This is a genomic window from Blastocatellia bacterium (genome assembly GCA_035573895.1).
Classification (GTDB): Bacteria; Acidobacteriota; Blastocatellia; order HR10; family HR10; genus DATLZR01.
On the sequence record DATLZR010000002.1, the window covers coordinates 21,898 to 45,895 of the forward strand.

Here is a 23,998-nt window from a genome sequence, read left to right on the forward strand (position 1 = left end):
TCGCTTCGCCATGGGATGGATCGAGTCTTCACTTGACGAGCGAGAGCGAGCGGGAGAAAACGATGGCTCGACCACGGACACAAAAAACGCTGGCGCGGCGGATTGACCGGGACTATTTCAAGAAGCAGCATCCCTTCCGCCGTTGGCGGAGGATTCTCTCCTATACTGGTGTTGGAGTCTCAATTGGAGCTGTCATCCTCATTGCGCTTTTTCGCCGGGAAGATCTCTACATGAACGGGCCGGTGGCAACCGCGCACCAACTCTTCGCCCGCGATTGTGTTCTGTGTCATCAGGGGCAAGCGGGAGCCGATCACGTCCCGGTATCGCCTGAGGGAACAAGGGGAGCTCAATCGGGGCTCGAACGAGCGGCGTCCGTTTCAGTTGATCGGAGCTGGAGGTTCTGGCGAGACGTGACTGACAGCGCTTGCGTGCCCTGTCATGCTGCACCCCGACACCATGTCAATGAAACGTTCGCGCCGGGGTGCAACGGCTGTCATGAGGAGCACAAAGGGCGTGCCATCCTCTCACGCGTTGACGACCGTTTCTGCCTTCAGTGCCATGCTGACCTGCGAACGACCACCGGGAGGATGGACGTTGTCCTGGAAGGAGGGAGGCGCATAACTTCCTTTTCTCTGGACCATCCGGAATTTGCCGTTGCGGTGAGAGGGGATCGTCAGATTGTTCGTCGCCGCCTCGATGATCGGGAGAAAGTGAGCGACACGACCCCTATCGAGTTGAACCACGCGGTGCATCTCAAGCCCGCTCTTTCAGGACCGGAGAAACAACCGGTTCAGATGAGGTGCGGCGATTGTCATTACGCGGACTGGTCGGGTGCCTACATGCAACCGATTCAGTACGAGCGGCACTGCATGGCCTGTCATCTGCTGGAATTTGACGCTCGATTTCAGCCGAGCCCTCGTCGGAAGGAAGAAGCTCTGGCGGCTTATCGGGCGGGACGGTTCGCTGAGTACGTTGCCGAGCATCCTGATCAATACCCGGTCGTGCCACATGGCGATCCCTCGATGATCCGAACGTTTTTGCAGGATCGGTATGCCGAATACCTCATGCAACACCCCGATGTGGCTGGCCGCGGCGAGGTTCGGATTGAAGGCCGATTGCCACGACGACCGCTCTACAAACAGTTGCCGGTGACGGCGCGGGCGTGGGTGGATGAACAGGTTCGTATTGCCGAGACGCTTCTGTATCGTAAGACCTGTCGGGAATGCCACCGGGTAGTAGAGAGACCGGGGGAACTGGCTCAGATTGTTCCTCCTCAGATCCCGGCCCGATGGTTTCCTCACAGTCGGTTCAGTCACGAGACTCATCGTGAAGTAAGCTGCCTCGCCTGCCATTCTGCTGCCCGGACGAGTCAGACCACGCGCGATATTCTCGTTCCCGGCATTGCTCTGTGCCGCTCCTGTCACGCACCGGGAAAGGCGCGTGCTGACTGCGTGGAATGTCACTTCTATCACAGCAAGCAGGATCGGGAAGACTTCAATGGCCCGTTCACGATTGAGGAGATCACGCGGCATCGGAGTCCGGTATCATCAGGTCAAAAATAGCCGGGAGGGCGCATGACGAGGAGCGCCACACGCAGCGCAGGATGTCGCGTCCGGGAAGAAATGATGATTCTCAGAGGAGGCCTTGCGCGGAGGCAAGCGGTAGTGATATTGTGAGCGGCGTCCCGGAGAGAGTCATGCGAATTGCCTTGATCGGGTACGGCAAGATGGGTCAAGAGATCGCGCGAGCCGCAGCCGACGCGGGCATCGAAGTGGGCGCGATCTTCACATCCCGGAACAATGCCAGCGGGCAAGGACTCACTGCCGACGCGCTCCGAGAGATAGATGTCTGTCTCGACTTCAGTACGCCCCAAACGGTGTTCACGCATCTTCGGGCGCTGGCGCAGGTCGGGAAACCCGTTGTCGTTGGGACGACGGGCTGGTATGACCGTTTAGACGAAGCCCGTCAGGTGGTGGAACACGCGGGCATCGGCTGTGTCTACGCACCGAACTTTTCCATCGGGGTGAATCTCTTCTACCGCCTGATTGCCCAGGCCTGTCGGCTTTTTTCGCCATACCCGGACTTCGATCCCTACGTCGTTGAATATCATCATCGGGCGAAGGCCGATTACCCGAGTGGGACGGCCCTCCGGCTGGCTGACATTTTGCTGGAAAATCTCACGGCCAAGGCGCGGGCAGTTACAAGACTGAGTGGGCGGCTGGCCGACGAGGAAATTCATGTTGCGTCGGTTCGCGGCGGCGCAGAGCCGGGCAGACACGTTGTCGGTTTCGATGCGCCTTATGAAACTATCGAGATCGTTCACTCGGTGCGGCAGCGTCGGGCATTCGCCATGGGGGCGCTTCTGGCGGCGCGATGGATTCGCACGCGGCGCGGATTCTACCGGTTTGATGATCTGCTCGAGGAATCGCTTTCCCTTTGAGTCCGGCAGAGCCGCATGTTGACCGAGATGCACTTTTCATTCCCTGTCTTGGGAGGAAGACGATGATGTCCTCACACGAGCGATTTCGTGGTTGTCATGTGGCACTGGTGACACCCTTTCGCCAGGATCTCTCGGTAGATTATGACCGTCTCAAGGCGTTGGTCAATTTTTTGCTGGAGCGGGGCGTGGATGGGATTGTCCCCTGCGGGACGACCGGGGAAAGCGCCACGCTGCAAGCCGATGAGCAAGAGAATGTCATTCGCGCCGTCGTCTCTTGCGTCCGCGGGCGGGTACCGGTCATCGCCGGGGCGGGAACCAACTCAACCCATGAAGCTATTGCTCTGGCCAGGCGAGCGGAGGCTGCCGGAGCCGACGCCATTCTCTCGGTAACGCCGTATTATAACCGGCCCACTCAGGAGGGTCTCTACCGACACTATCGCGCCCTGGCTGAAGCCGTGACACTCCCGATCATCCTCTACAACGTGCCGGGACGAACCGGGTGCAACCTTGAACCGACGACGGTCTGTCGCCTGGCGGAACTCCCCAACATCATCGGGATCAAAGAAGCATCGGGAAATTTCAATCAGATTATGGAGCTGATTCGCACCAGACCGGAAGGATTCCTCGTCCTTTCGGGTGACGATAGCTTCACACTTCCGATTCTCGCGCTCGGGGGAGATGGCGTCATTTCCGTTGTCGCCAACGAAGTCCCCCGCGAAATGCGCGCTCTGGTTGAGGCGGCGCTTCGAGGGGACTTTGCGACAGCCCGCGAATGGCATTACAAGCTCCTGCCGTTGATGACTGCCAACTTTCTCGAAGCCAATCCGATTCCCGTCAAAGCGGCGCTCGCCCTCATGGGACTTGTGGAGGAGAATTATCGGCTGCCGCTCTGCCCACCGAGCGATGCGACCCGCAACCGACTGAAGCGTATTCTCGAAGACCTCCAGCTCCTTCCGGTGACGGTATGAACATCAACGAACTGCAAGCGGAGATCGAGCGACTGTATGACTCTTCCCCTAAGGGTGATGCCGAAAAGGCTCGCCCCATCTTCGAGGAATTTATCTCGCTCCTGGACCGAGGGGATATTCGGGCGGCTGAACCAGTCGGAGACCGATGGGTCGTTCACCCCTGGGTGAAGAAGGGAATTCTGCTGGGCTTTCGGATTGGACAGATTCGAGATTATTCATTGCGACCTTATTGGCGGTTCTTCGATAAGGACACATATCCGCTGAAGGAGTTCGATGGCCGCGACGATCTTATTCGCATCGTTCCTGGAGGGAGTTCGGTTCGTCGAGGGGCGTTTCTGGGACCGCACGTTGTCGTTATGCCGCCGTCGTATATCAACGTGGGGGCTTACGTGGGAGAAGCCACGATGGTGGACTCCCATGTTCTCGTTGGCTCCTGTGCGCAAATTGGCAAGCGCGTCCACCTGAGTGCGGGGACGCAAATTGGCGGCGTGCTGGAACCGGCAGGGGCATTGCCGGTCATCATCGAAGATGATGTCTTCGTCGGCGGGAACTGCGGCCTCTTTGAAGGTGTGATCGTTCGGCGACGGGCTGTGCTGAGCGCGGGTGTCATCCTCACGGGATCCACGCCCGTTTATGATCTCGTGCGCGAGACAGTCTATCGCCGGACCGAAACGGAGCCCCTGATTATCCCCGAGGGGGCTGTGGTCGTTCCCGGCGCTCGCCCGGCCGAAGGGGAGTTCGCTCGCACGCGCCAACTCCTGATAGCTGCGGCAGTCATCGTCAAATATCGTGATGAGCGAACGGATGCACGGACGGCCCTGGAGATGAGCCTGCGGTGAGTGAGATCAACGGATTGCCTCCCAGGGGTCGGAAGTTTCTCCGCGAACTTCAGTCGGAGAAGGGAAGAGCCTGATCAGGGCTTGCGTCCCTTGCTCTCCAAGGCCCCTGGCTACCGCATCGCTAAATAACGAAAAAGCCAGCTCGGTTCCCGGTAAGGACAGGCCGAGCGGCCGGAGAAGTTCCTGAACGAGGCGGAGGTCCTTGTGCTGAAGGCGAATCATGAAGCCGGGGGTGAAATCGTTTTGCAGGATCTTCGGCCCGAGCTGCGTTAGCATCCACGAAGCAGCAGCGCCGCTTGAGACAACGCGCAACGTGGTCTCCAGGTCAAGACCAATCACGCGTGCCATTTGTAGTCCCTCCACCATTGCCAGGATGTTGAGAGCACAAATGACCTGATTGACGAGCTTCGTTTTCTGGCCGGAGCCGCTTGGTCCGGTATAGATGACGGTTTTGCCCAGGGCGTGGAAGATTGGCAGGCATTGCTCGTAGGCAGACCGAGATCCACCGACCATGATCGTAAGAGTGGCATCGCGGGCCCCCTTCTCACCACCGGTAACCGGGGCGTCGAGCAACTCGCAGTCTTTCTCCCGAAGGCGATGAGCCCACTCAACGGTCGCAGCGGGAGAGACGGTGCTCATATCAATGACGATGGTTCCCGGTTGAATCCCCTCGCACACCCCCGCCGGCCCGAAGAGGACGGCTTCAACATCCGGCGTATCGCTGACCATTGTGATGATGACGTCGGATCGGGAGGCGACCTCCCGGGGACTATCGGCAACTTCGGCTCCCGCCTGAACCAGCGGCTGACACTTCGAGGGCGTGCGATTGTGGACCGTAAGCGCGTAGCCCGCTTTGACGAGGTTCAGGGCCATCGGTCTACCCATGATTCCCAGGCCAATAAAGCCGATTCGCATCTTATCCCTCCCGAACGTGACATTGAGCGGCCGATCCCGCTCGCTAACGGTTGTGCTCTCGTGGAGCTGGTAGCCGTTGCAAGCCTGAAAGAGCCTTTTGAACGCCGACTGTTTTCCCCTTCGTGTCCATGGGCAACTGTAGAGACGGAGTCCACGGCTTATTGGATCCCCGCTCTCCGCCCCAGCTCCTTCACCTGCTGAAGCACGAGAAAGTCGTCCCGGCTGGGAATGAATTCGAGGCCGATGAACCCCCGGTATCCTGATTGAACAATAGCTTGCAGGATGTTGCCGTAGTTGATCTCACCGGTTCCAGGCTCGTGCCGACCGGGCACATCAGCGATGTGAAAATGGCCGATGCGAGCGATGTTTTTGGTGATGGTTGTAATGAGATTTCCCTCGGAGATTTGTTGATGATAAATGTCGAAGAGAACCTTGACCGAGGGACTGTTGACCTGGTCAATGATTTCAAAGGCTTCGTCGGAGTGGACGAGGAAATAGCCCGGGTGATCAACCTGGACGTTGAGGGGTTCCAGAAGAAGCGTTACGTTGGCCTCTTGAGCCAGTGGGGCCACTTCTTTGAGCGCGGCGATGCAATTTTGACGCTGCCGCTGGCGTGAAAGGTGAGGAAGGGTATTGCCTGTGAGAATGATGAGTGCTCGACCGCCCAGTTTCCGCAGAACTGCGATACTGGCCGTCACCTCAGCGATGAACTCGCGCCGTTGCCGAGGATCAAGTGGCGATTTGTTACTGGGGCCAGCGACACCGCCATTGCCGTTAATGCAATTGAGAGTGAGTCCCAGTTCGCGGATGGTCGAGGCGAGGGTTTCAAGATCCTCGCGATGCCAGTCAGTGAACTCAAAGGCGCGGAAACCGGCCTGGTGCAGGAGCCGGAGTTTTTCACGCGTTGATTTTCCCCGGAAGAATCCCCAGAGCATGAGCGAGAAAGTAATTAACGGGGCTTGGGGAAAAGGAGAGGGGAACGACGGGTTATCTGCGTCCGATAAGCTTTTGCAGACTACTCTTTCCCCTTCTGTTTCGACCTGAGCACGGAGAGGCTCTCCCCCCGCTAAGGAATTCCCCCCAATCCGACCGCCGCCACGCGACTCTCCTGAACAACCGTGATGTAGCTCGTTCGGGCGGCGCGCTAACTGCGAGCGAGAGCTGTCGAAGAAAGCCGAGATTCGAGCGGCTGGGTCCGAAAGGAAGGGAAGGGCAGAGAGCCCCGTTAAAGCTCTATCTATGAACTGTCGCCTCGTTAGGTCGGTCATGCCAAGACTTTAGTTGATCAGTGCGAGTTGTCGCAAGCGATGCCTCACGTGATTGCCCAAACCCCAGGAGTCACGCCGTTGGTTCAAAAACTTAAAGACGCGCGCGTGGGCCACAGAGCTGTCGTTGTCCTCTGCTTGGGCTCTCGTTCGGGTCTAGGGAAGCGGTGCGCGTCGCCTGTCGTGGGGTCCGCTATGGCCGACTTTTAAATTGCCCGCTTGCAGGAACCGACATGTGGGGTGGGAATAAGCCTTGCCCACAGGCGAGTCTCGTTGAGCTTGACTTAGTTCGTACGGACCCTGCGTCAGCAGGAGACCGAATATAGGCCGTGCCGATCAAAAGCGAGGCCTGGGACCCGTGGTGGAAAATGATTGCAGACGGGATTGCCGGCGGATGGCATTGAAAGGACCGCAGTTTCTGCCCCTTCTGTGGCTCAAGCAATCCGGATGGGATCCTCGATCAAGCGAGATTCGATCTCACGACCTTCTGGCCTATACCTCGGGCCACTTGTGTCCGTGTCTACCTTCTGCCACTTCCGGGGAACCTTTTTGATCCCAATGGGGAAGATCGTAAGAGCCCCTTCTTTGCTCAGATGGAGGCGGAGGAAATTCTTATAGTCCTGGATCCGCAGCGACGAGAAAGCTTCATTGGCATGTCTGCCGAAGATATTCAGCGACACAAACAAGTACAGCCCCATAATGAAAGAACCAACAAGCCATCCGCCAGTAAACGTTATGATCGCTGTGAGAATAAAATGACAGACCGAATGAGGGACAAATTCGAAGGCCTGTACGCTCACACAATTTCCGATCCAGGCGACAACTAACGCTGCTCCGAGATGAACTATAGCATGAATGATTCCAGCCGCCCACCTATAGATCTTATTGTGCGTATCGGTGAAAAGAATAAATCCCGCCACGATCACAAATAGCCAGACGATGGCCGAGGGGCTGCGAACCAGGTCGCCAAGTGCGCTCCATACAGCGCCGATCAAATTTGTGAACTCGTAGAGACGATGCGGCATGCTCCAGTTGAGCGCGGTATACAGGATTCCGGGCATGATGCCGAACCAAGGATTTGGGACCAGGAAAAAGAGATTTCGAAGCGATAGGCATCGCGACACGTTTCGGCTTGGGAATTCAGCTTTTAACCGGAATCGGCGTTTCTTCCCATCCGACCAGTATTCGATTTCGTCCACGTTCTCGCCGTGCGTTGGGTGAAGGAATGCTCCACCGCCGCCGGCGATGATGAGGTGAATCTGACCATCATCGGATTCGTGTCGCCGATAGTGGTGGATGTCGCCCGTGAGCTTAAGGACGACCCTCGCCCCCTGTTGGGCGATGAGTTTTCGCTCAAGATAGGCCAAATTATTTTCCAGGCGCGGATCGTAGATGTTGGCATAGATCCAATCTGGCTTGGGCGTGCAGAGGATGACACGGTCGCCGGATTTCATCTGGCGAGCGACGTTCTGAAAGTACTCAAGCTGCGGTGTGTCAATATCGGCTTCCAGTTGAATATCAACTCCGAGGAGCCACCAGCGGTGCGGGAGCTTGAGCGCGAAATAACTGCGCGTTTGGAAAGTGCGCCACCCACTCCATCGCCTTCGGGGATACCTCTGGCAGAATAACCGCGTGAAACTGACCAGACCGTCGTACCAGTCATGATTGCCCGGGATTGCATAGAGGTGAGGAGAGGATTGGTCATGGGTCTGTGGCTCAGGGAAAGCGGCCTGATACGGCGCGACCAGTCGTTCCTGATAGTTCTCGCGACTGGCTTCGGGATAGACTTCATCTCCACCCATGATGAGGATGTCGCCCCGCCGCGTTTCGTATTCTTCGCCCTGCGAGCCTCTCAGCGGCAGCCTCTCTCTCGCCAGCAGGCACGCCACCGTATATGTCGGGTTCCATCCATCTCCCAGATCGGCCACATAGTCAATCCAGAGTTCGCTCAGATGACTATAATCAAACACCTCCTGAGGGGCCACCAGTGACTCGATCACACGATAGTCCACCCTGGAACCGAGCAACAACGAAGTGGCCACCTGGATGCCGGTCTTTATGAGCGGAATCGGATCGTACCAATTAACCATGTCTATCTTCCGCGGATCGTTTTGCTTTGGCATAGTCTCGAACCTCCCGTCTGTGAAGGAAAGGGAATTACTCCCGAGCTTATTCTGTAGGCCCGGAGTTTGGACCATTCTTCATCAGGGCTCGCAAAACGTCACAGCTTCCGGTGGCGGACCAAGAAAAGAACTGGAATTTGTGAAGCGTCCGACCAGCCATCGGTCTTCCCCTTAATATTCGGATAAGTACTCCTGCACAGCCCTCACCACCACGAAAAGGATCAAGAGGTATCTTCAAAGCAGAAATAGCACAGTGCCAAACCGACTTTCAATCTTCCCCAATGGGTTTTTGTAAGTCTGGAGATAGGGACTTGTGTTGTGGTAATTTGTGGGTGTGTGTTGCCGTCTGCCGCAAGGAATTGCCCGGGCCCGGATCGGGTGTTGGCTCGGTCTGTTGCTGGCGATGCCGTTTATCGTTCGGGCTGAGCGATTGCCGATCAAGACCTACACCACGGCCGACGGCCTGGCGCATGACCGGATTAGACGGATCGTCCGGGACTCGCGTGGGTTCCTCTGGTTTTGTACCGTTGACGGATTGAGCCGTTTCGATGGCTTTCGCTTAATAAGTTACGGCAGAGAACATGGGCTCCCCCATACAGTCGTTACTGATCTGGTGGAGACTCGGCACGGCCAGTACTGGGCAGCGACCTTCGGAGGCGTGTGCCGATTCAACCCCCGAGGCCGCCCGACGTCCGTCGTCCGTAGCTTGGTGCCGAAGGCTCAGAATCACCAGCCACAAGCAAACGAGCACGCCCAAGGCGTGCGCTCCCAGACGGTCAAACGCCAGAGGACGACGGGCCAACCGTTGTTCACCGTATATCCTGTTGGCAATGACACGGCCACAAATCACGTCGAGGTTCTCTACGAAGACCGTGCTGGACGGCTGTGGGCCGGAACCTGGGGTGGTCTGTTCTGTCTGGATGATCCTCACGGGCAGGGGGCGTTTCGTCGCGTTCCGCTGAATCACCCGTCCAGATCGGGAAACCTGCAGGTACGGGCGCTGCTCGAAGACCGAGACGGGAGCCTCTGGATTGCGACGGAGTTCGGCCTGGTGCGTCGCTTGCCCGATGGCCGGATGATCCATTACGAAGTTCTCGTCCACTCGTTGCTCGAAGATCGTGAGGGGCGATTGTGGCTTGGAGGAGACCGCGAGGTGTTTGTGCTCAAGCCGACGCCGGTGACTACTATTGGTGCAGGCGACCGGTTCCCGTGGCGAAGTCTGACCGATCACCGCACGGGCGGGCCAATGCTATTGCCGATCAATCCCGGCCAAGCCGTTCGATTCTCCGCTGCTCATGAGTGGCCCCGCGACCGTATTCTGGATCTGCATGAGTCTTCCGATGGGCGGATCTGGATCGCCGTTGATTACGCCGGCCTGATCGAATTTGACGGCCGCAGGTTTCGCCGTTACACCACCGCCCACGGCTTGAGTAGCAACTGGCTCGCTTCAATCGCCGAAGACCGCGAGGGCAACCTGTGGCTGGGGACTTTTGCCAACGGCGCGATGAGACTGGCCCGGCAGGGCTTCTTGAGCTATCTCGAAGCCGATGGGTTGGAGAATGCGCGTATTCTTTCGATTTTTGAGAATCAGGCGCGCCAGTTGTGCGCCGTCAGTGATCGTGGGTTCTTCCATTGGCTTGACCGTGGGCGATTCAAGGCAATCCAACCTCGCGTACCCGAACCGATGAGAATGTCCTGGTACCACGTTCCGCTGCAGGATCATACGGGGCAGTGGTGGGTGCCTACCGACGCTGGCCTGTATCGCTTCCCGAAGGTGAACCGCATCGAGGAACTCGCACGGGTGCGTCCCCAGGCCGTCTATACCGCCCGTGACGGGTTAAGTGGCAATGATGTGTTCCGCCTGTTTGAGGACTCGCGAGGAGATCTATGGATCGGCACGAGTTCTGATACACGGGACCGATTGACGAGATGGGACCGGTCCACCCAGACGTTCCATCGCTACACGGAAGCGGATGGACTGCCGCCCTTCCACACGCCGAGCGCCTTTTGTGAGGATGCTGCCGGGAATCTCTGGATCGGGTTCTGGCAAGGCGGTATAGCACGCTACGCGGCCGGCCGATTCACCTTTTTGACCACGGCCGACGGGATTCCTCCGGGTGAAATTACGGCCTTATTCCGCGATCGCGTCGGTCGGCTCTGGGTTGGAATCAACGGCGGTGGTCTGGCCCGCATAGAGAATCCCGAGGCAGATCGTCCACGACTGGTTACCTACACGACTGCCCAGGGGCTGACCAGTCATAATGTACGGTGCATCACGGAAGATCAGTGGGGACGTCTCTACATCGGGGCTGGGCGAGGCGTGACCCGACTTGACCCGAAAAGTGGCCGCCTGAAGCATTTCACCACCGCCGACGGACTGGTCAATAGCTATGTGAACGTCGCCTTCCGCGACCGTCATGATCGGCTCTGGTTTGGCACGTTACAGGGCATCTCCCGGTTCACTCCCGAAGTGGACCAACCGGAGGAGCCGCCGCCGGTGTGGATCAGCGGGCTGCGCATTGCCGGTGTCCCACATCCGGTCTCCGAGTTGGGAGAAACCGAGGTGCTGGGGCTCGAACTCGAACCGAACCAGAATCGTCTTGAAATTGACTTCGCCAGCCTCAGCTTCGGCGTCGGCGAGACGCTGCGCTACCAGTACAAGCTCGAGGGCGCTGATGAGGATTGGAGCGCGCCGACCGATCACCGGACGGTGAACTACGTGAATCTCACGCCGGGAACCTATCGCTTTCTCGTGCGAGCCGTGAGCGCCGACGGTCTCACCAGCCCAGCGCCAGCGACGGTGACCTTCAGGATTCTCCCACCCGTCTGGCAGCGGTGGTGGTTTTTGATGCTGGTAGGGGTGATCACAGGGTGGTCCGTTTATGCTCTTCACCGGTATCGTGCCCGGCGACTGGTGGAGCTGGAGCGCGTGCGCACACGGATTGCCGCCGATCTCCATGACCACATCGGGACAGGGCTCTCGCAGATGGCGCTGTTGAGCGAAGTCGTCAAGCAGCAGATTGGAACTCCGTCCGAGAAGGTGGAACAGTTGCTCTCGGACATCGCCAGAACGGGCCGGGAGTTAGTCGAAGCGATGAGCGATATCGTCTGGGCGATTGACCCTCGACGCGATGATCTGGGAAACCTTATTGCTCGCGTGCGCCAACTGGCCAGTGACCTCTTCGACCCCCAGGGGATTCGCTGGGAGCTTCAAACGTCCGAGGAACTTGAGAGAATCAAGCTCACTCCAGATCAGCGCCGCCACCTCTATTTGATCTTCAAGGAAGCGATCACCAACATCGTGCGTCATGCCCACTGTCGCTCTGTCTGGTTGAGTCTCACGCTGACCGATCACCGTCTGGCGGCAGAGATCCGGGATGATGGCCGCGGCTTCGTTGCTCTGGCTTCATCAGACCCGATGAATCCGGAACGCCGAGGGAATGGCCTCATGAACATGCGCGGGCGGGCGGCGGAGCTGAGGGGCGAGGTCAGCATCGAGACATCTCCTGGGGAGGGAACACGAGTGAAGCTGACGATCCCACTCAAATGAAAAGCTCGTTCAGGACGTCAGGCTGTCCTCAATCTGTTGGGTTGGAGGGAATCACCCAGGACGAGGAAACCACGTTCTTTCGGGTCGTTTGTTTCAGGGGCTCTTTTGAGGAGGAGCTTATCGTCTCCAGGTGTCGCATGACCATGCGATTGCCGAAGCGAACGAGGTGGGATAGCATAGGACCTCAGCTAAAAGCACAGGAATGTGTATGCCCGCCGACCAGCCAATCCGTGTCGCTGTCGTTGAAGACCAGCGACTCATGCGCGAAGGCTTGCGCCTGCTCATTGACGGCAGCCCCGGTTATCGTTGCGTGGGTGCCTTCGGTTCGGTGGAAGAAGCGCTCCGCGTGATTGACCGGGAGGTGCCTGAGGTGATGCTGCTGGACATTGAGTTGCCGGGAATGTCGGGTTCTGAGGGCGTCCGCCTGCTGAAAGAAAAATACCCCGGTATTCAAATTCTCATGCTCACGATCTATGATGAGGATGATCGCGTGTTCGAATCAATCTGCAACGGAGCGTGTGGCTACTTGCTGAAGAAGACGCCGCCAGCGCGGCTGCTTGAGGCCATTCGGGAGGCTCACGAGGGCGGCTCGCCCATGACGCCGGAGATTGCTCGCAAAGTGGTCACCCTCTTTCAAAAAATCGGGCCGCCAGAAAAACTTGACCAACAACTGACCCCCCAGGAGGTTCGGTTGCTGAAGCTGCTGGCGCAGGGTCATAGCTACCAGGCCATCGCCGACCAGCTTCATGTCAGCATCAACACCATCCGCGAGTACATCCGCCGCGTCTACGACAAGCTCCACGTTCACTCCAAATCCGAGGCCGTCAGCAAAGCCCTCCGCAGTCGAATTATTTAGAGCAGTTTGCAAATGCGATCGTCCTGGGAGCGCGCGCTTCTCGCCGGCCTGTCCCCACACGATGCGGGCGCTCCCGGGGTACATGAGACTGGCCCGTCCAGCTCCCTGAACGTTACTGGCCCAATTACTGTCGCCAACACTTTATTCGCCGACGGTATTGCTGGCAAACTGATCCGGGCCGCCGACGATATCCCACACCCCATCGGCCAGAGTTACCCGGCCAGTCAATAGACCCGTCAACGCTGGAAATTTGTCTCTTCCACAGTTGACCTCCTCATGCTCAGTCTCTAGGGGTTACACAGGTCATGGACGACAAACAGCGGAGAACGGACACAGAGCAAAATCGCATGTTCATGCGATACCGTCCGCGCAAACGGGGTGTATACTGAGGCATCGCACTTGAAGGCGGAGGGCGCGATGCTCGATAGATAGCGGTCGAGTGAGGCCAGCTCGGGTGGATCACGCCAGCTACGGAGCACTGACCTTTTAAGATCTGACCCTTAGGAGGCCAGCTATGAGGGGTATCAAGCGGTTTGGCATAGTATTTCTCAGTTTCTCGTTGATTACCCTCACGGGACTACCATTGGGACCAGAGGGAAGGTTCATGGTGGCCGAGAATTTGAGCGCGTCTTGGCCGACGCGACCGAATGAGCGGCTGTCAGTCATTCAGCCAGGAGAATCGCGGCCACTGGCTCGCTCTGGTGATCGTCTGCCGCTCGCTGAGTGGTGTGCTCGTGAGCTGCCCCAAGAGCCACCGGCCACTCTGACGGTGCCGGCGGACGTGATGTGGAAATATGACGGGAACATCACCGAAAGTGGACAACGCCAGATCAACCATCTGGCCCTGTCGGTCACGCCGCGCCCGACCGCCGGCCCTTTGCCCGCCGAGGCGACGTCGTCGTCCCTTTCACCCATCACGGTTGAGTGGCCCGCGCCAGCCGAGCACAGCCTTCCGAGCGCCGCAGCACCGGCGCAGTCCTCGATCCTGGTGAACGTCTCTCCGACTAACGCTTTTGCTGGATCGGAGGTGACGGTCAGCGGGAAGGTGCCGGCGGTGCAGGTGCCCACCGTGCCAACGGTGCGCATCCTGTTTCGAGATTGCGAATTCACGCGCGGGTTGGGTGAAGCTCCGGTCAGTTCGGATGGATCCTTCAGCGCGAGAGTCAAGATTCCGTCTGATGCCACCACCGGCCCGCACGAACTCATGGTCACGGGTGGGAGCACGTCTGTCTCGAACACCCCTCCGCTATCAGGAAATTTTGTCGTTAACATCCCACCACTGCCGCCGGGCAGTATCTCCGGGACAATCTTGCTTGAGCGGGCCAGCGGCGGCGAAGACCCAGCCTTCCCTCAACCCTTTTGGCTCGATAATACCGAGAAAGAGGGTGGGCCAGGAAGCTTGTTCTCCGGTAAGACAGATTCGAACGGTCGTTTTTATTTCCCCAGCGTCCCGCCCGGCAAGTACAGTTTCATTGTGGTCCGAGGAGGCTACGTTTTCGAGACGTTTGTCGTCGTCAAAGCGTCTCAAGGCGGCCCCGTCCGGGTTCCTGCTCCCGTCATTGAGGTTAAGCCGGCTGAGGAGCTGACCGACGTCATCATCGTTGGAAAGCTTAGACCTGCGGGAGTGGGGGCCTGCATAGCCTGGAAGCAAACGAACGAGGACGCCGGGCTGCGCCTTCCCATGGGGGCGACGATCGAAGCGAGTGCTGCTAAAGCGAATGAGGGCAGTCTCCGCCACATCGGCTATTTCGTCTCGGGCGTCCCGGTGACGAATCAGTTCATCGCCCTCGTGCCCTTTCCTCTTGGGAACGCGTCGCTGAGCCTCGAATTCCTGCAAGGCGATAAGGTTGTTAAAACTGTGGCGGCTCAGCCTGAAGCAATCCTCTTTAGCGCCTCTGTGAACATGGACGACCTTCCTGTGGGTTTATATAGGGTCCGGACGGTCATCGGCGGACAGTGTGCGCTCGAGCCCAGTCTGGAGTTTCGGATGGTGGACCTGGGCTGGAATAATCCGTGGGTGAAGAAGAATCAGGCGACATTTAAAGACGGTCCGCCCCGGTACGAGTTCTCCGGACTTTTGCCGGCTCCGCTGGGCTTCAGCTTCAAAAAAGATATCAATTTAGTTGACATCACCACGCTTCACAACGAAGTTACGTTCGGCATTCCGATCAGCGAAACTTTCTATCTTGACGGGAAATTGAAGGGCCAGGCCCAAGCGCAAGCCAAGGTCACCCTCCTCAGTCAGAGCCTGCTGAATGAAACTCTTAATTACACCCCCAAAATCCCCGGTGCTCCCTTTGGGTTTCTCCGCCAGTATTATTGGCAGGATCAGATGACGTTATTTGATAAGACGGACCCAATCTGCAAACCCTGTTTTTGGATCGGTCTCGTCCCAGAGATCCTCGATGCCAGTGTCAGTGCGAGCTTACACTTCGGCGGATTCGTTGATTTCGATTCGACCATCAAGTCAAACTTAGGCGTCAGTGTGGGGGTTACTCCCGGAGCTTATATAGGCATTCCGATTGATGTAGAGGTTCACCTTCTCCTTCTCGCCAATTTCGATGGGAGCGCGGAACCGAAGGTCACCGTGGAGTTACCCATCGAGTGCGATATCACCCCTTCGGTCGGATGCGATTTCCTCAGCCCATGCCTTCGCGGTGAAGCGAGGGTCTGCGGCTGTGTGTACAGCGGCCCCTCTTGCGGTTGCGAGGAATGTTTTGGTGTATGCGTGCCATGTTCCATAGACTGGTGGGAAGGTTGTACTGACTGGAAGCAGCTCTTCAGTTGGGGATGCGGTTCCTCGGCCACAAGTCTGATCACCGAGCAGGATCAACCCCCGCCGGCTCGGCCTCCGTCGCCCAGCCCGTCGGTGGCGAGCGACGGATCTGGTCATGCTCTGTCGGTCTGGCTCCAGACGGACGACAGCAGCGCCGAGCGATCTCGCCTCTTTTTCAGTTTTTATGATGGCAGGTCATGGAGTTCTCCGCAGCCTGTCTTCGCCGAGCCGAGAGCCCTGGCCTCATGGCCCAAAGTCGCGTTCATCGGTCCCAATCGAGCTGTAGCCGTGTGGATGAATTTCCCGGCGACCAACCGGAGTCGCATCCTGAGCGATGAGGGCCTCGCCTATGCGATCTGGGACGGGAGGCGGTGGAGCGAGCCGATGCTGCTTACGAACGATCCAGCTTATGATGCCAAACCCTCGCTCGCCGCCGATCCGAAGACCGGTCAAGCGATGGTCGTCTGGCTGCGGGCGAGCCAACCGGAGAGTTTGGGCCCGACGTCCAGACCTGACGGCATCTACTATTCACGGTTTGACGGAAGGCAGTGGAGCGCTCCGGCTCTGGTCACTCCTCCTTCGACGGCGATAGATTTCTTCCCCAGCGTGAAGTTCGACCGTCGCGGGCAGGCAGCGGCAGTGTGGATGCGCGATGTGGACGGCGATGTGAACACGAGCGAGGATCGGCAGATCGTGATGTCGCGGTTTGACCGTCGCTCGTGGAGCCTGCCGGAACCGATCCCCGATCTACCGCCCGGACCCTACACCCCTTCGCTGGCTTTCGACCGAGAGAACAATCCCATCGTCGTCTTCGTCGTGCCACCGCTCGATCCTCAGACGGGGCGGAGCAGTAGTGGCGTCGGGACGAATAACCAATTGTATTCGGCTTACCGTCGCCAGGACCGGTGGGAGGTTGTCCCGGTGGGCCAAACCACATTTGCCGAAACCCCCGTCGTTAACGTGAATCCGGACAACCGAGCGATCATTATGTATCGCCAGTTTGGGGACACAAGCGTAGTGCACGCGTCCGGCGATCTGGCGGCGGCTGTCGCCGATCTGAATGTGCCGAGGCTTGAGTGGACGACTGGATATCTGACCAATGACGGGATGTCGAATTGGAAAGTCGCGTTCGACATTGACGAGCAGACCTCAGCGAATTTCGTCGTGAATGTGAAGAAGGTTCCGGGGAATCAGCAAAAACGGACGGAAGTCGCACAGGAGCTGGCGCGATTGCCCAAAGGCGAGCGGGTGAACGGGACGTGGCGGCTTAACACGCTCGGTGGGGTAACGCTGCCCTCGGAATCGTTCTCGCAGGCCGAGCCGGATATTTCGGTGGCCAGCTTTGTCATTCCATACGCGGTGGACTTGGCCGTCACGCCCGATGATCTCACCATCTCGAATACCCACCCGATCGTCGGCGAGCAGGTCACTGTCACCGCCACCATCCGCAATGCCGGGCTGAAAGCCATTTCCAGCCGCGAGCCCTTTACCGTGAAGCTTTACGATGGCGATCCGTCAAGCGGCGGGGCGGTGCTCATCGAACAGCAGCGGATTGAACAGGCCATGCCGTTCAACGCGGCCGTCCCGATCTCGTTCACCTACACCGTGTCGCGCGGCGGGCTCCAGACCCTCGCCGTCGTCGTGAATGAGGAGAATGCCATCGCCGAATCGAGCAAGGCCAACAACACAGCGCTTGTGACGTTCGGCCAGATGCCGGCCCCACTCCAGTTGTCGGCGACGGCGGATTCTGAACAACCCGCCATCTTGCTTGTGTGGGGAGCGCCGGACACGCAAGGCATTAACGAGTATCAAATCTTCCGCTCGACGCGACCGGGTGGGCCCTACGAGTTTGTCGGCGATACGCTGGAGACGTCCTTCACGGACACGTTGGTCCGGCCCGGCGTGACCTATTACTACGTCGTCGTGGCAGTTGACGCTTACGGCGTGCGCTCGGCCTTCAGCAACGAAGCCACGGCCCGCCTGCCGTGATGAACGTCTGGGGACGTCCCGCTTCGCGCGGGCTTGGCCTTCAACTCCACCGAGCACGCCGGAGGCGCGCGCTCCCAGGCATTTTCGGAGGAATCGGGCCAGGCCCAAAGCACGCCACGAAGGATGAAAATGATTCGCCAGTGGATGAAATGTGCCAACTGATAGTTTATCCGTTGGGAGATGATTCTTAAGGGAGAGACACGCATGAGGAAGAGACATCATTTAACACATCGGACCCTTGTGGCGGCAGTGCTCCTGATCCTGCTGGTGATGAGCAGTAGCGGCAGCAGACGGCTCGTCGTGGCCGAAGCGCAGGCCGCTCCTGACGTGGGGTTCATCCCGGTCGAAGGTCCGCCGTTTGACTCGCCCGACGTGTGGGTGGACAGCCCGCTCAATGGCTACGGAACCTATCTGACTCCCCTCGCATCCGATCGTGCGCCGACGTTCAGCGGCGATCCGCTCTGGCCCGGACGGGTTCACCGCATTTATGCGCGCGTGCACAACTTCGGCAGTCGAACAGCAAGCAACCTGACGGTGCGCTTCTACGTGCGACAGCCCGCCGGGATCAGCGACGACGGCTTCTGGCAGTTGGTCGGGACTCTCCAGCGCTTTGGGCCAATTCAAGCCAATTCCCTCCGCGAGGGTTTCATCGAATGGACTCCGCTCACCGACGTCCCGACGTCCATCAAGGTCGAGGTTAGTCCCCTGAGCGACGAAACCGTGACGGCGAACAATTCTATCATTGAGGCCAGCGTACTGGTCACTTCTGGTCCGACGCTCGATGGAGGGCGAGCGATTGACCTGGCGATTCACAATCCCTTTGACTCCACGGTGGAGATGTTCTTTGAAGCCAGCGTGATGCCACTTGGCCAATCGAAAGATGAATTGGTGGCTGCGCAAGCGCCGGCGTGGCAGATCGTGTTTGACCTTGCCACTCGGAGAGTGCGACCGGGTTGCGGCTGCCTGGCGCGGGTGAATCTGTATCCGCCGAATCCCTGCGATGTCGCCAACGGCGCGCCCGCGCTGATCAACATCCTGCCGTATGCCCAAGAGGTTGGTAAGCCGCGCGTGCCGCTGCGGGGTGTGACGCTCCTGGCGCGCTCGGTCAAGCCCGCCGCCATGGAGATGAGCTGCCCGACCCGTCCGACATCGCTGAGGACACAGACGCGAATCACCGGCCAGCTCTTCGAATCAAGCTGTCCGTTATCGAATTTTGACATCGTTCCCCTGAGCGCCTCTAATCAACCGATCACGCTCGAGTACCGCTCTCCATCAGGCAAGATCACTTTGCACACCGTGAGGACAAATACCCGAGGAGGGTTCTCAGATGCCTTCGTGCCTGACGAGTCGGGAATCTGGAATGTGCGAGCGAACTGGATTGGCGATAGCACACACTCCCTTACCGTGTCAGTGCCCTGTTCCGTGGAAGTGGTCGGCTGCCCGCCGCCCGAACTCTTTCCGGTCCCTGATCCCATCACGATAGGAGTGGGCACGACTCGCGAGCTGTTGCTTTCTGTGGTTAATCCCCACCCCGGGTGCGGATACACGTTTTCCATCTCCCCATCATTGTCGTTCGTGACGCTGAGTGACCACGGGGATGGAACGGCGACACTGCGCATCAGTCCGGCGCGGAGCAACGTGGGAACCCATCGTTTGACGATCACAGTGAGGAGCAACTACTCGTCGCTGGACTCCGATAGTCAAATAGTGACCATCAATGTGACCCCGTAGTAAGCGTGATCGTCACGACTCCCGTCGCACCAGACGTGTCCCGGCAAGAGATGTGTTGACGGAGTCCGTGAAGTGACGCGAACTCGTACCAACCCACAGTCCCGGCGCAGTTGGCAATTCCTTGTCCATTTCTTGCGAGTCGGGAGCCGTTAATCTCCGGGCCTTAAGGTGGGGCTTACGCCCGTTCACTGTAAAACGCTACCGTATCATCGGCAGGGAATTTCAGCCCACAAGATACCTCCTGCATGAAAGACGTCACGGCTTGGGCCAAGCGTATTGGGCAACCTTGCAACAGCCCCTGGCTTCAAATTTCAGCGCGTTCGCTTTCCGCTATGATCACCTCAGCATCATGCTCAAAGTATGGGGTCAACAAAGACAGCCGGTCAGCGTTTGAAGCGGCCCTCAATCGAAACACCGGGCGCGTCCTTGACGTGCAGCTTGCTAGCGTCTACCCCGGATCCGACTACCACCTCGGCCTAACGGCAGATTACATTAAGAGTAAACCATGATGAGGAGATGAAAACCATGGTGGCATTATTAACACGCACAGGCAGACGGAGTCCCAGGCGAACCGCATTGCTTACATCCCTTCTGATGTTTTTCGCAAACCTTCTCGCATATGAGCATCAAGCCGTCGCGAACCAGGGATCCGGAGCGATTCACCTGAATCCTCCCATTCGTTTGAAGGTCCCTTGGTCAGAGCGATCAGAAGAGGGGTGCAATGGTTATGGGCATCCAACGAAGTCTTGCAACCCATGGTGCGATGGTGTTTCCGATAGCGATCACCGAGAGAACTCCAGTAACGATCCCTCTCGTACCATTGGCCTCTACATATCCCAGGAGCGGACCGAAATCCTGACGGCTGACTCAGGAATTGCGAGATTTTGGCTGCACGGCGCCGGTGTTCGACGCGACATAACGGTACCCGACGACTTCACCGGAATCCTCAAGTCATATGCACATCTTCAGCTCGACACTGCATTCGTCAACCTACTACCGAGTGGGACTTGTGAAGATCGCGTCGCAAAGCCTGGTGACATCATCAGGCCCGTGGAGGAAAAGAGTGGGCTTCACCTGCCGTTCCAGGTACGGCAAAAGCAATGGGTCGGGGGCTGGAAGATCGTTGAGCTGAGAGATCCGGTTGAGAGATCACGGTACCATCGCCTGTCCCAGGTGCCATCTCAGGTACAGAGTGCGCTTGTTGAAGCACGAGCGATAGTTGGATATGGAGGATTTGCAGATGAAAGAATTCTTGAGCATCATCACTTCGTAGTCGGCGGGTCACTGCGGGTTTACCTGAGGCAGCGCTTCGGAGTGGAACCGGAGTTCCTCTACATGCGTCACTCTGAAGCCGACCAGGATTTTACCTTCATCCCAAATTTCGTGCTCGATCTTGTTGGGGAGGGTAAACGAGTTGTGCCGTATATCAGTGGTGGTATCGGGATTCTTCTTCACCGGGACGAATTTCGAGGACGTGCATCCTGGGGAACTTGGTGGACGGCCGGCGGCGGCATAGGCGTGAAGGCTTTTCTCACCGAGCGACTGTTCGTCTCCCCTGAATTTCGTCTCGGATGGGAACCGTTTCTGCGTGTGACGGGGAGCATCGGTTACGTCCTGACGTCGAGGAAGAAGTAGCCCCTTAGTGTGAGAAAGAACGACTTAAAGCGAAGAGCAGAAAAGAGCTGTCCGGCCCTATGCTCATGTCGGTTCCTCGTGTTGAATCCTGTACCTGTGATTCATGCGCCTACGATAACCGATTCCTGGAGATTTGAAAACGCCCCCCCGCGTGACGCCGCATCAATCTTACGTTCGGACGCAGGAGCACCTCTTTTGACCTCGAAGGCTCACGGTATTTCCGGCTCAGGCAAATGACTGAACCTCTATTGCCGCCGACGTCAGCCTTCATCACGCAACGTTTGACGTCATGCGCAACAGTGATCGCTTCATCAGATGTCGGATGTCCTGCCTGGCGATTCCATCCTCAGCATTTTACCAAGTTCCAAATACCCTTCTAACTACTTAGGTGCTGGCCGCTGTCTTGACCCTGGATAGTCGTGTCAGAGACTTATTGTGGGAGAATCCGTCACCCTTCGGTCATTCGTGCACCAGTTCTGGCCGGATGATTTTTTAAGCGAACGTGTGCTTGAGGCCCGACCAGGCTCGGTCATGTCTTGCGGGTGTGTAGACGGAGGTTGCGGTTAGGGATGTGGGAGCATCTGGGTGGTGAGATTCGGTCGGGAGGCGTCTATATGCTAACGGAATTTCGCTTATCGGACGTAAGCTTACCCTTCTCCTCGTGACCTTAGCCCCACTTCTCGTCTTCCTCCTTTTTCTGGGCGATGCCCTGCCCACAAACACAAAGGCCTGCGAGGCGCAAAAGTTCCATCCTACAAATTTGCCTGATGGTTTTGACAGTCTACCCTTCCTGCTGCAAGTATGTCTCTTTTTGAAGGACAGGTCGTCAATGCCCCGGCAGAACCATCAATCGCCTACCTCAACGACTTTGGTCCCGGCCAGCTTATCGCCCAGGCGGCGCCCCTCGGGATCTGTAGCGATCAGTGCGAGTTCAATCAGGACCACGGCCACTGCTAGGATCCCCAGGATAATGGCGATGAACCACCCCACAAAAGGTATGATCCCAAAGAGTGCCCCCACCATCCCGATGACGAATACCAGGTTCCGTCTGACCGATGTCGTGATGTCCATCGGCTGGCCGTCGAGCCGCACCGGGCGAAGTTTCATGAGTTTTTTGCCAACCGATCGGTGGTCGGCAAATCCCAGCTTGAGGCCATCACGAACCAACATATACACACCGGACGCTATCCACCCGACTAACGGAATCCACCCGACCGCGATGCACAACACGCCGTCAATGATGGCGGCAATGATGCGCTTTCCTAAATCGGCTTTTTTAGGGTATCGCTGTAGTTCCTGCTCCGACATGGCCATAGCTCGCACCTCGTTCGTGGACAGTTGTGACACCGGGCGTGATTCTATGAGTTGCGCATGTTATGGTCAAGAAAGATTAGACTCCAGAAGGATATCTCCCTGAGATAGATCAATTTGAGAGCCACAGACATCAGGGGGGACTCGTTCCCGCTCCATTGTCAGCCGGCATGTGATGACGCATCTCACACGGGCGAGTAACGCTGCCCCCCTGAGGGTTGTCGCTACAAACCTTTTAGCATTATCTTTAGGCGGCCATTATGCTAGAATTGGCCTCCTTCAGGAGGTGAGTGACGGCACTATGCTTGTACCAATGGTCATCGAGACAACGAGTCGAGGCGAGCGAGCCTACGACATTTACTCGCGACTCCTCAAGGAGCGCATTGTTTTCCTCGGCACTCCGATTGACGATCAGATCGCCAATCTCATCATCGCCCAACTTCTCTTTCTGGAGGCGGAAGACCCCGAACGAGACATCACCCTTCACATCAACAGTCCGGGGGGCTCGATCACAGCGGGCCTCGCCATTTACGACACGATGCAATTCATCCGCCCGGACGTCGCCACTATCTGTGTAGGTGAGGCAGAAGCTATCGCCGCTCTGCTTCTGGCTGCCGGGGCACCGGGCAAACGCTATACCCTGCCCAACTCCCGTATGGTCATCTATCAGCCCTACCTCTATGGGATCTCCGGTCAGGCGACCGACATCCGGATTCACGCGGAAGAGCTGATGCGACTCCGCAAGCTTGTCAGCTCACTCCTGGCCCGCCACACGGGACGCACGGTCGAGGAGATCGAACGGGACGTTGAAAGAGACTTCATTCTCACAGCCGACCAGGCCGTCTCCTATGGACTCGTTGACCGTGTCCTCCAGTCGCGAAAAGTTGCAGAAACTGCCGTCGCCCGGATGACGCGGTGACAATTTCATGCTAATATAACGGCAGGTTGACACGATTATTACATTCTGGAGGAGGCTATGGCAAAAAAGGGTCTCACGAAAGCCCAAGTGATCGGCCACTTTGCCGATAAGATCGGCGTGAAACGGGCGGTGGTCAGGAGTTTTTTCGACGAACTGACGGCACTTGCTGCTAAGGAGGTCAAGAAATCGGGCCAGTTTGTCATTCCAGGCATCGGCAAGCTCGTTCTTTCCAAACGCAAAGCACGTATGGGGCGTAATCCGCAGACCGGTGAACCGATTCAAATCCCTGCCAAGACGGTTTTGAAATTCCGCATTGCCAAGCAAATGAAGGATACCGTCTTGCCCAAGAAATAGTTCAGCACTGACTCTTATTACAGCCACGAGCTGACCCCCTGAAGCTTCTTCCCCTGTCACTCGTGGCTGTTTTCATAACCGTACCGTTCTCAGCCGTAATGCATTGGTGACGACCGACACGGAACTGAACGTCATCGCCGCAGCGGCAATCATCGGGCTCAGGAGGATTCCCCACAGGGGATAAAGCACACCAGCGGCAACAGGCACGGCCAGCGCATTATAGCCAAAAGCCAGCCAGAGATTCTGTCGAATATTCTTCATGACTAACCGGCTCAACCGCCGCGCGCGAGCGATTGCGCGGAGATCCCCTTTGATGAGAATTATGTC

At 57.8% G+C, this 23,998-nt stretch carries 16 protein-coding genes; 11 read left to right on the forward strand and 5 right to left on the reverse strand.

Features of this window, described 5'->3' with window-relative positions; genetic code table 11:
• Positions 1-62 precede the first annotated feature (62 nt).
• The 4 genes from VNM72_00115 to VNM72_00130 all read left to right on the forward strand — a co-directional run bounded on the left by VNM72_00115 (position 63) and on the right by VNM72_00130 (position 4,247).
• Positions 63-1,562 (forward strand): hypothetical protein, encoded by a 1,500-nt coding sequence (locus VNM72_00115; GenBank protein HXF03802.1) that lies wholly within the window; start codon positions 63-65, stop codon positions 1,560-1,562.
• Positions 1,563-1,696: 134 nt separating this feature from the next.
• Positions 1,697-2,440: a 4-hydroxy-tetrahydrodipicolinate reductase gene (gene dapB, locus VNM72_00120; protein HXF03803.1), complete on the forward strand. Its 744-nt coding sequence runs from the start codon at positions 1,697-1,699 to the stop codon at positions 2,438-2,440.
• Between the two features lie 62 nt (positions 2,441-2,502).
• Positions 2,503-3,408: a 4-hydroxy-tetrahydrodipicolinate synthase gene (gene dapA, locus VNM72_00125; GenBank protein ID HXF03804.1), complete on the forward strand. Its 906-nt coding sequence runs from the start codon at positions 2,503-2,505 to the stop codon at positions 3,406-3,408.
• Positions 3,405-4,247 carry a 2,3,4,5-tetrahydropyridine-2,6-dicarboxylate N-succinyltransferase gene (locus VNM72_00130; GenBank protein HXF03805.1) on the forward strand — a complete coding sequence of 281 codons (843 nt, stop codon included), beginning with the start codon at positions 3,405-3,407 and terminating at the stop codon, positions 4,245-4,247. Before dapA ends, VNM72_00130 begins: the two co-directional genes overlap by 4 nt.
• 6 nt (positions 4,248-4,253) lie before the next feature.
• Here the strand turns inward: VNM72_00130 and VNM72_00135 are convergent, their stop codons facing one another.
• From VNM72_00135 to VNM72_00145, 3 genes are all read right to left on the reverse strand, one after another.
• Positions 4,254-5,162 (reverse strand): NAD(P)-dependent oxidoreductase, encoded by a 909-nt coding sequence (locus tag VNM72_00135; GenBank protein ID HXF03806.1) that lies wholly within the window; start codon positions 5,160-5,162, stop codon positions 4,254-4,256.
• Positions 5,163-5,320: 158 nt separating this feature from the next.
• Complete coding sequence (locus tag VNM72_00140) at positions 5,321-6,097, reverse strand: TIM barrel protein (GenBank protein HXF03807.1); 777 nt, start codon at positions 6,095-6,097, stop codon at positions 5,321-5,323.
• Positions 6,098-6,861: 764 nt separating this feature from the next.
• The gene (locus VNM72_00145; GenBank protein ID HXF03808.1) at positions 6,862-8,550 is read right to left on the reverse strand and encodes a calcineurin; all 1,689 of its coding nucleotides are present in this window, start codon (positions 8,548-8,550) and stop codon (positions 6,862-6,864) included.
• Positions 8,551-8,953: 403 nt separating this feature from the next.
• On the opposite strand from VNM72_00145, the gene VNM72_00150 reads away from it, so the two are divergent.
• From VNM72_00150 to VNM72_00170, 5 genes are all read left to right on the forward strand, one after another.
• Entirely contained in the window at positions 8,954-12,100 is a 3,147-nt protein-coding gene (locus VNM72_00150; protein HXF03809.1) for a two-component regulator propeller domain-containing protein, read from the forward strand.
• A 208-nt stretch (positions 12,101-12,308) separates the two neighbouring features.
• On the forward strand, positions 12,309-12,956 hold the full coding sequence (locus VNM72_00155; GenBank protein HXF03810.1) for a response regulator transcription factor: 648 nt from the start codon (positions 12,309-12,311) through the stop codon (positions 12,954-12,956).
• A 514-nt stretch (positions 12,957-13,470) separates the two neighbouring features.
• Positions 13,471-17,721 (forward strand): CARDB domain-containing protein, encoded by a 4,251-nt coding sequence (locus tag VNM72_00160; protein ID HXF03811.1) that lies wholly within the window; start codon positions 13,471-13,473, stop codon positions 17,719-17,721.
• A 204-nt stretch (positions 17,722-17,925) separates the two neighbouring features.
• Entirely contained in the window at positions 17,926-19,452 is a 1,527-nt protein-coding gene (locus tag VNM72_00165) for a hypothetical protein (GenBank protein HXF03812.1), read from the forward strand.
• Positions 19,453-19,968: 516 nt separating this feature from the next.
• Complete coding sequence (locus VNM72_00170; protein HXF03813.1) at positions 19,969-21,087, forward strand: hypothetical protein; 1,119 nt, start codon at positions 19,969-19,971, stop codon at positions 21,085-21,087.
• A gap of 846 nt (positions 21,088-21,933) precedes the next feature.
• Here the strand turns inward: VNM72_00170 and VNM72_00175 are convergent.
• On the reverse strand, positions 21,934-22,401 hold the full coding sequence (locus tag VNM72_00175; GenBank protein ID HXF03814.1) for an RDD family protein: 468 nt from the start codon (positions 22,399-22,401) through the stop codon (positions 21,934-21,936).
• A gap of 298 nt (positions 22,402-22,699) precedes the next feature.
• On the opposite strand from VNM72_00175, the gene VNM72_00180 reads away from it, so the two are divergent.
• Positions 22,700-23,317: an ATP-dependent Clp protease proteolytic subunit gene (locus tag VNM72_00180; GenBank protein HXF03815.1), complete on the forward strand. Its 618-nt coding sequence runs from the start codon at positions 22,700-22,702 to the stop codon at positions 23,315-23,317.
• A 57-nt stretch (positions 23,318-23,374) separates the two neighbouring features.
• On the forward strand, positions 23,375-23,671 hold the full coding sequence (locus VNM72_00185; protein ID HXF03816.1) for an HU family DNA-binding protein: 297 nt from the start codon (positions 23,375-23,377) through the stop codon (positions 23,669-23,671).
• 72 nt (positions 23,672-23,743) lie between these two features.
• Here the strand turns inward: VNM72_00185 and VNM72_00190 are convergent.
• Positions 23,744-23,998, reverse strand: a 255-nt coding sequence (locus VNM72_00190) for a copper-transporting ATPase (GenBank protein HXF03817.1), incomplete at its 5' end; no start/stop codon positions are given.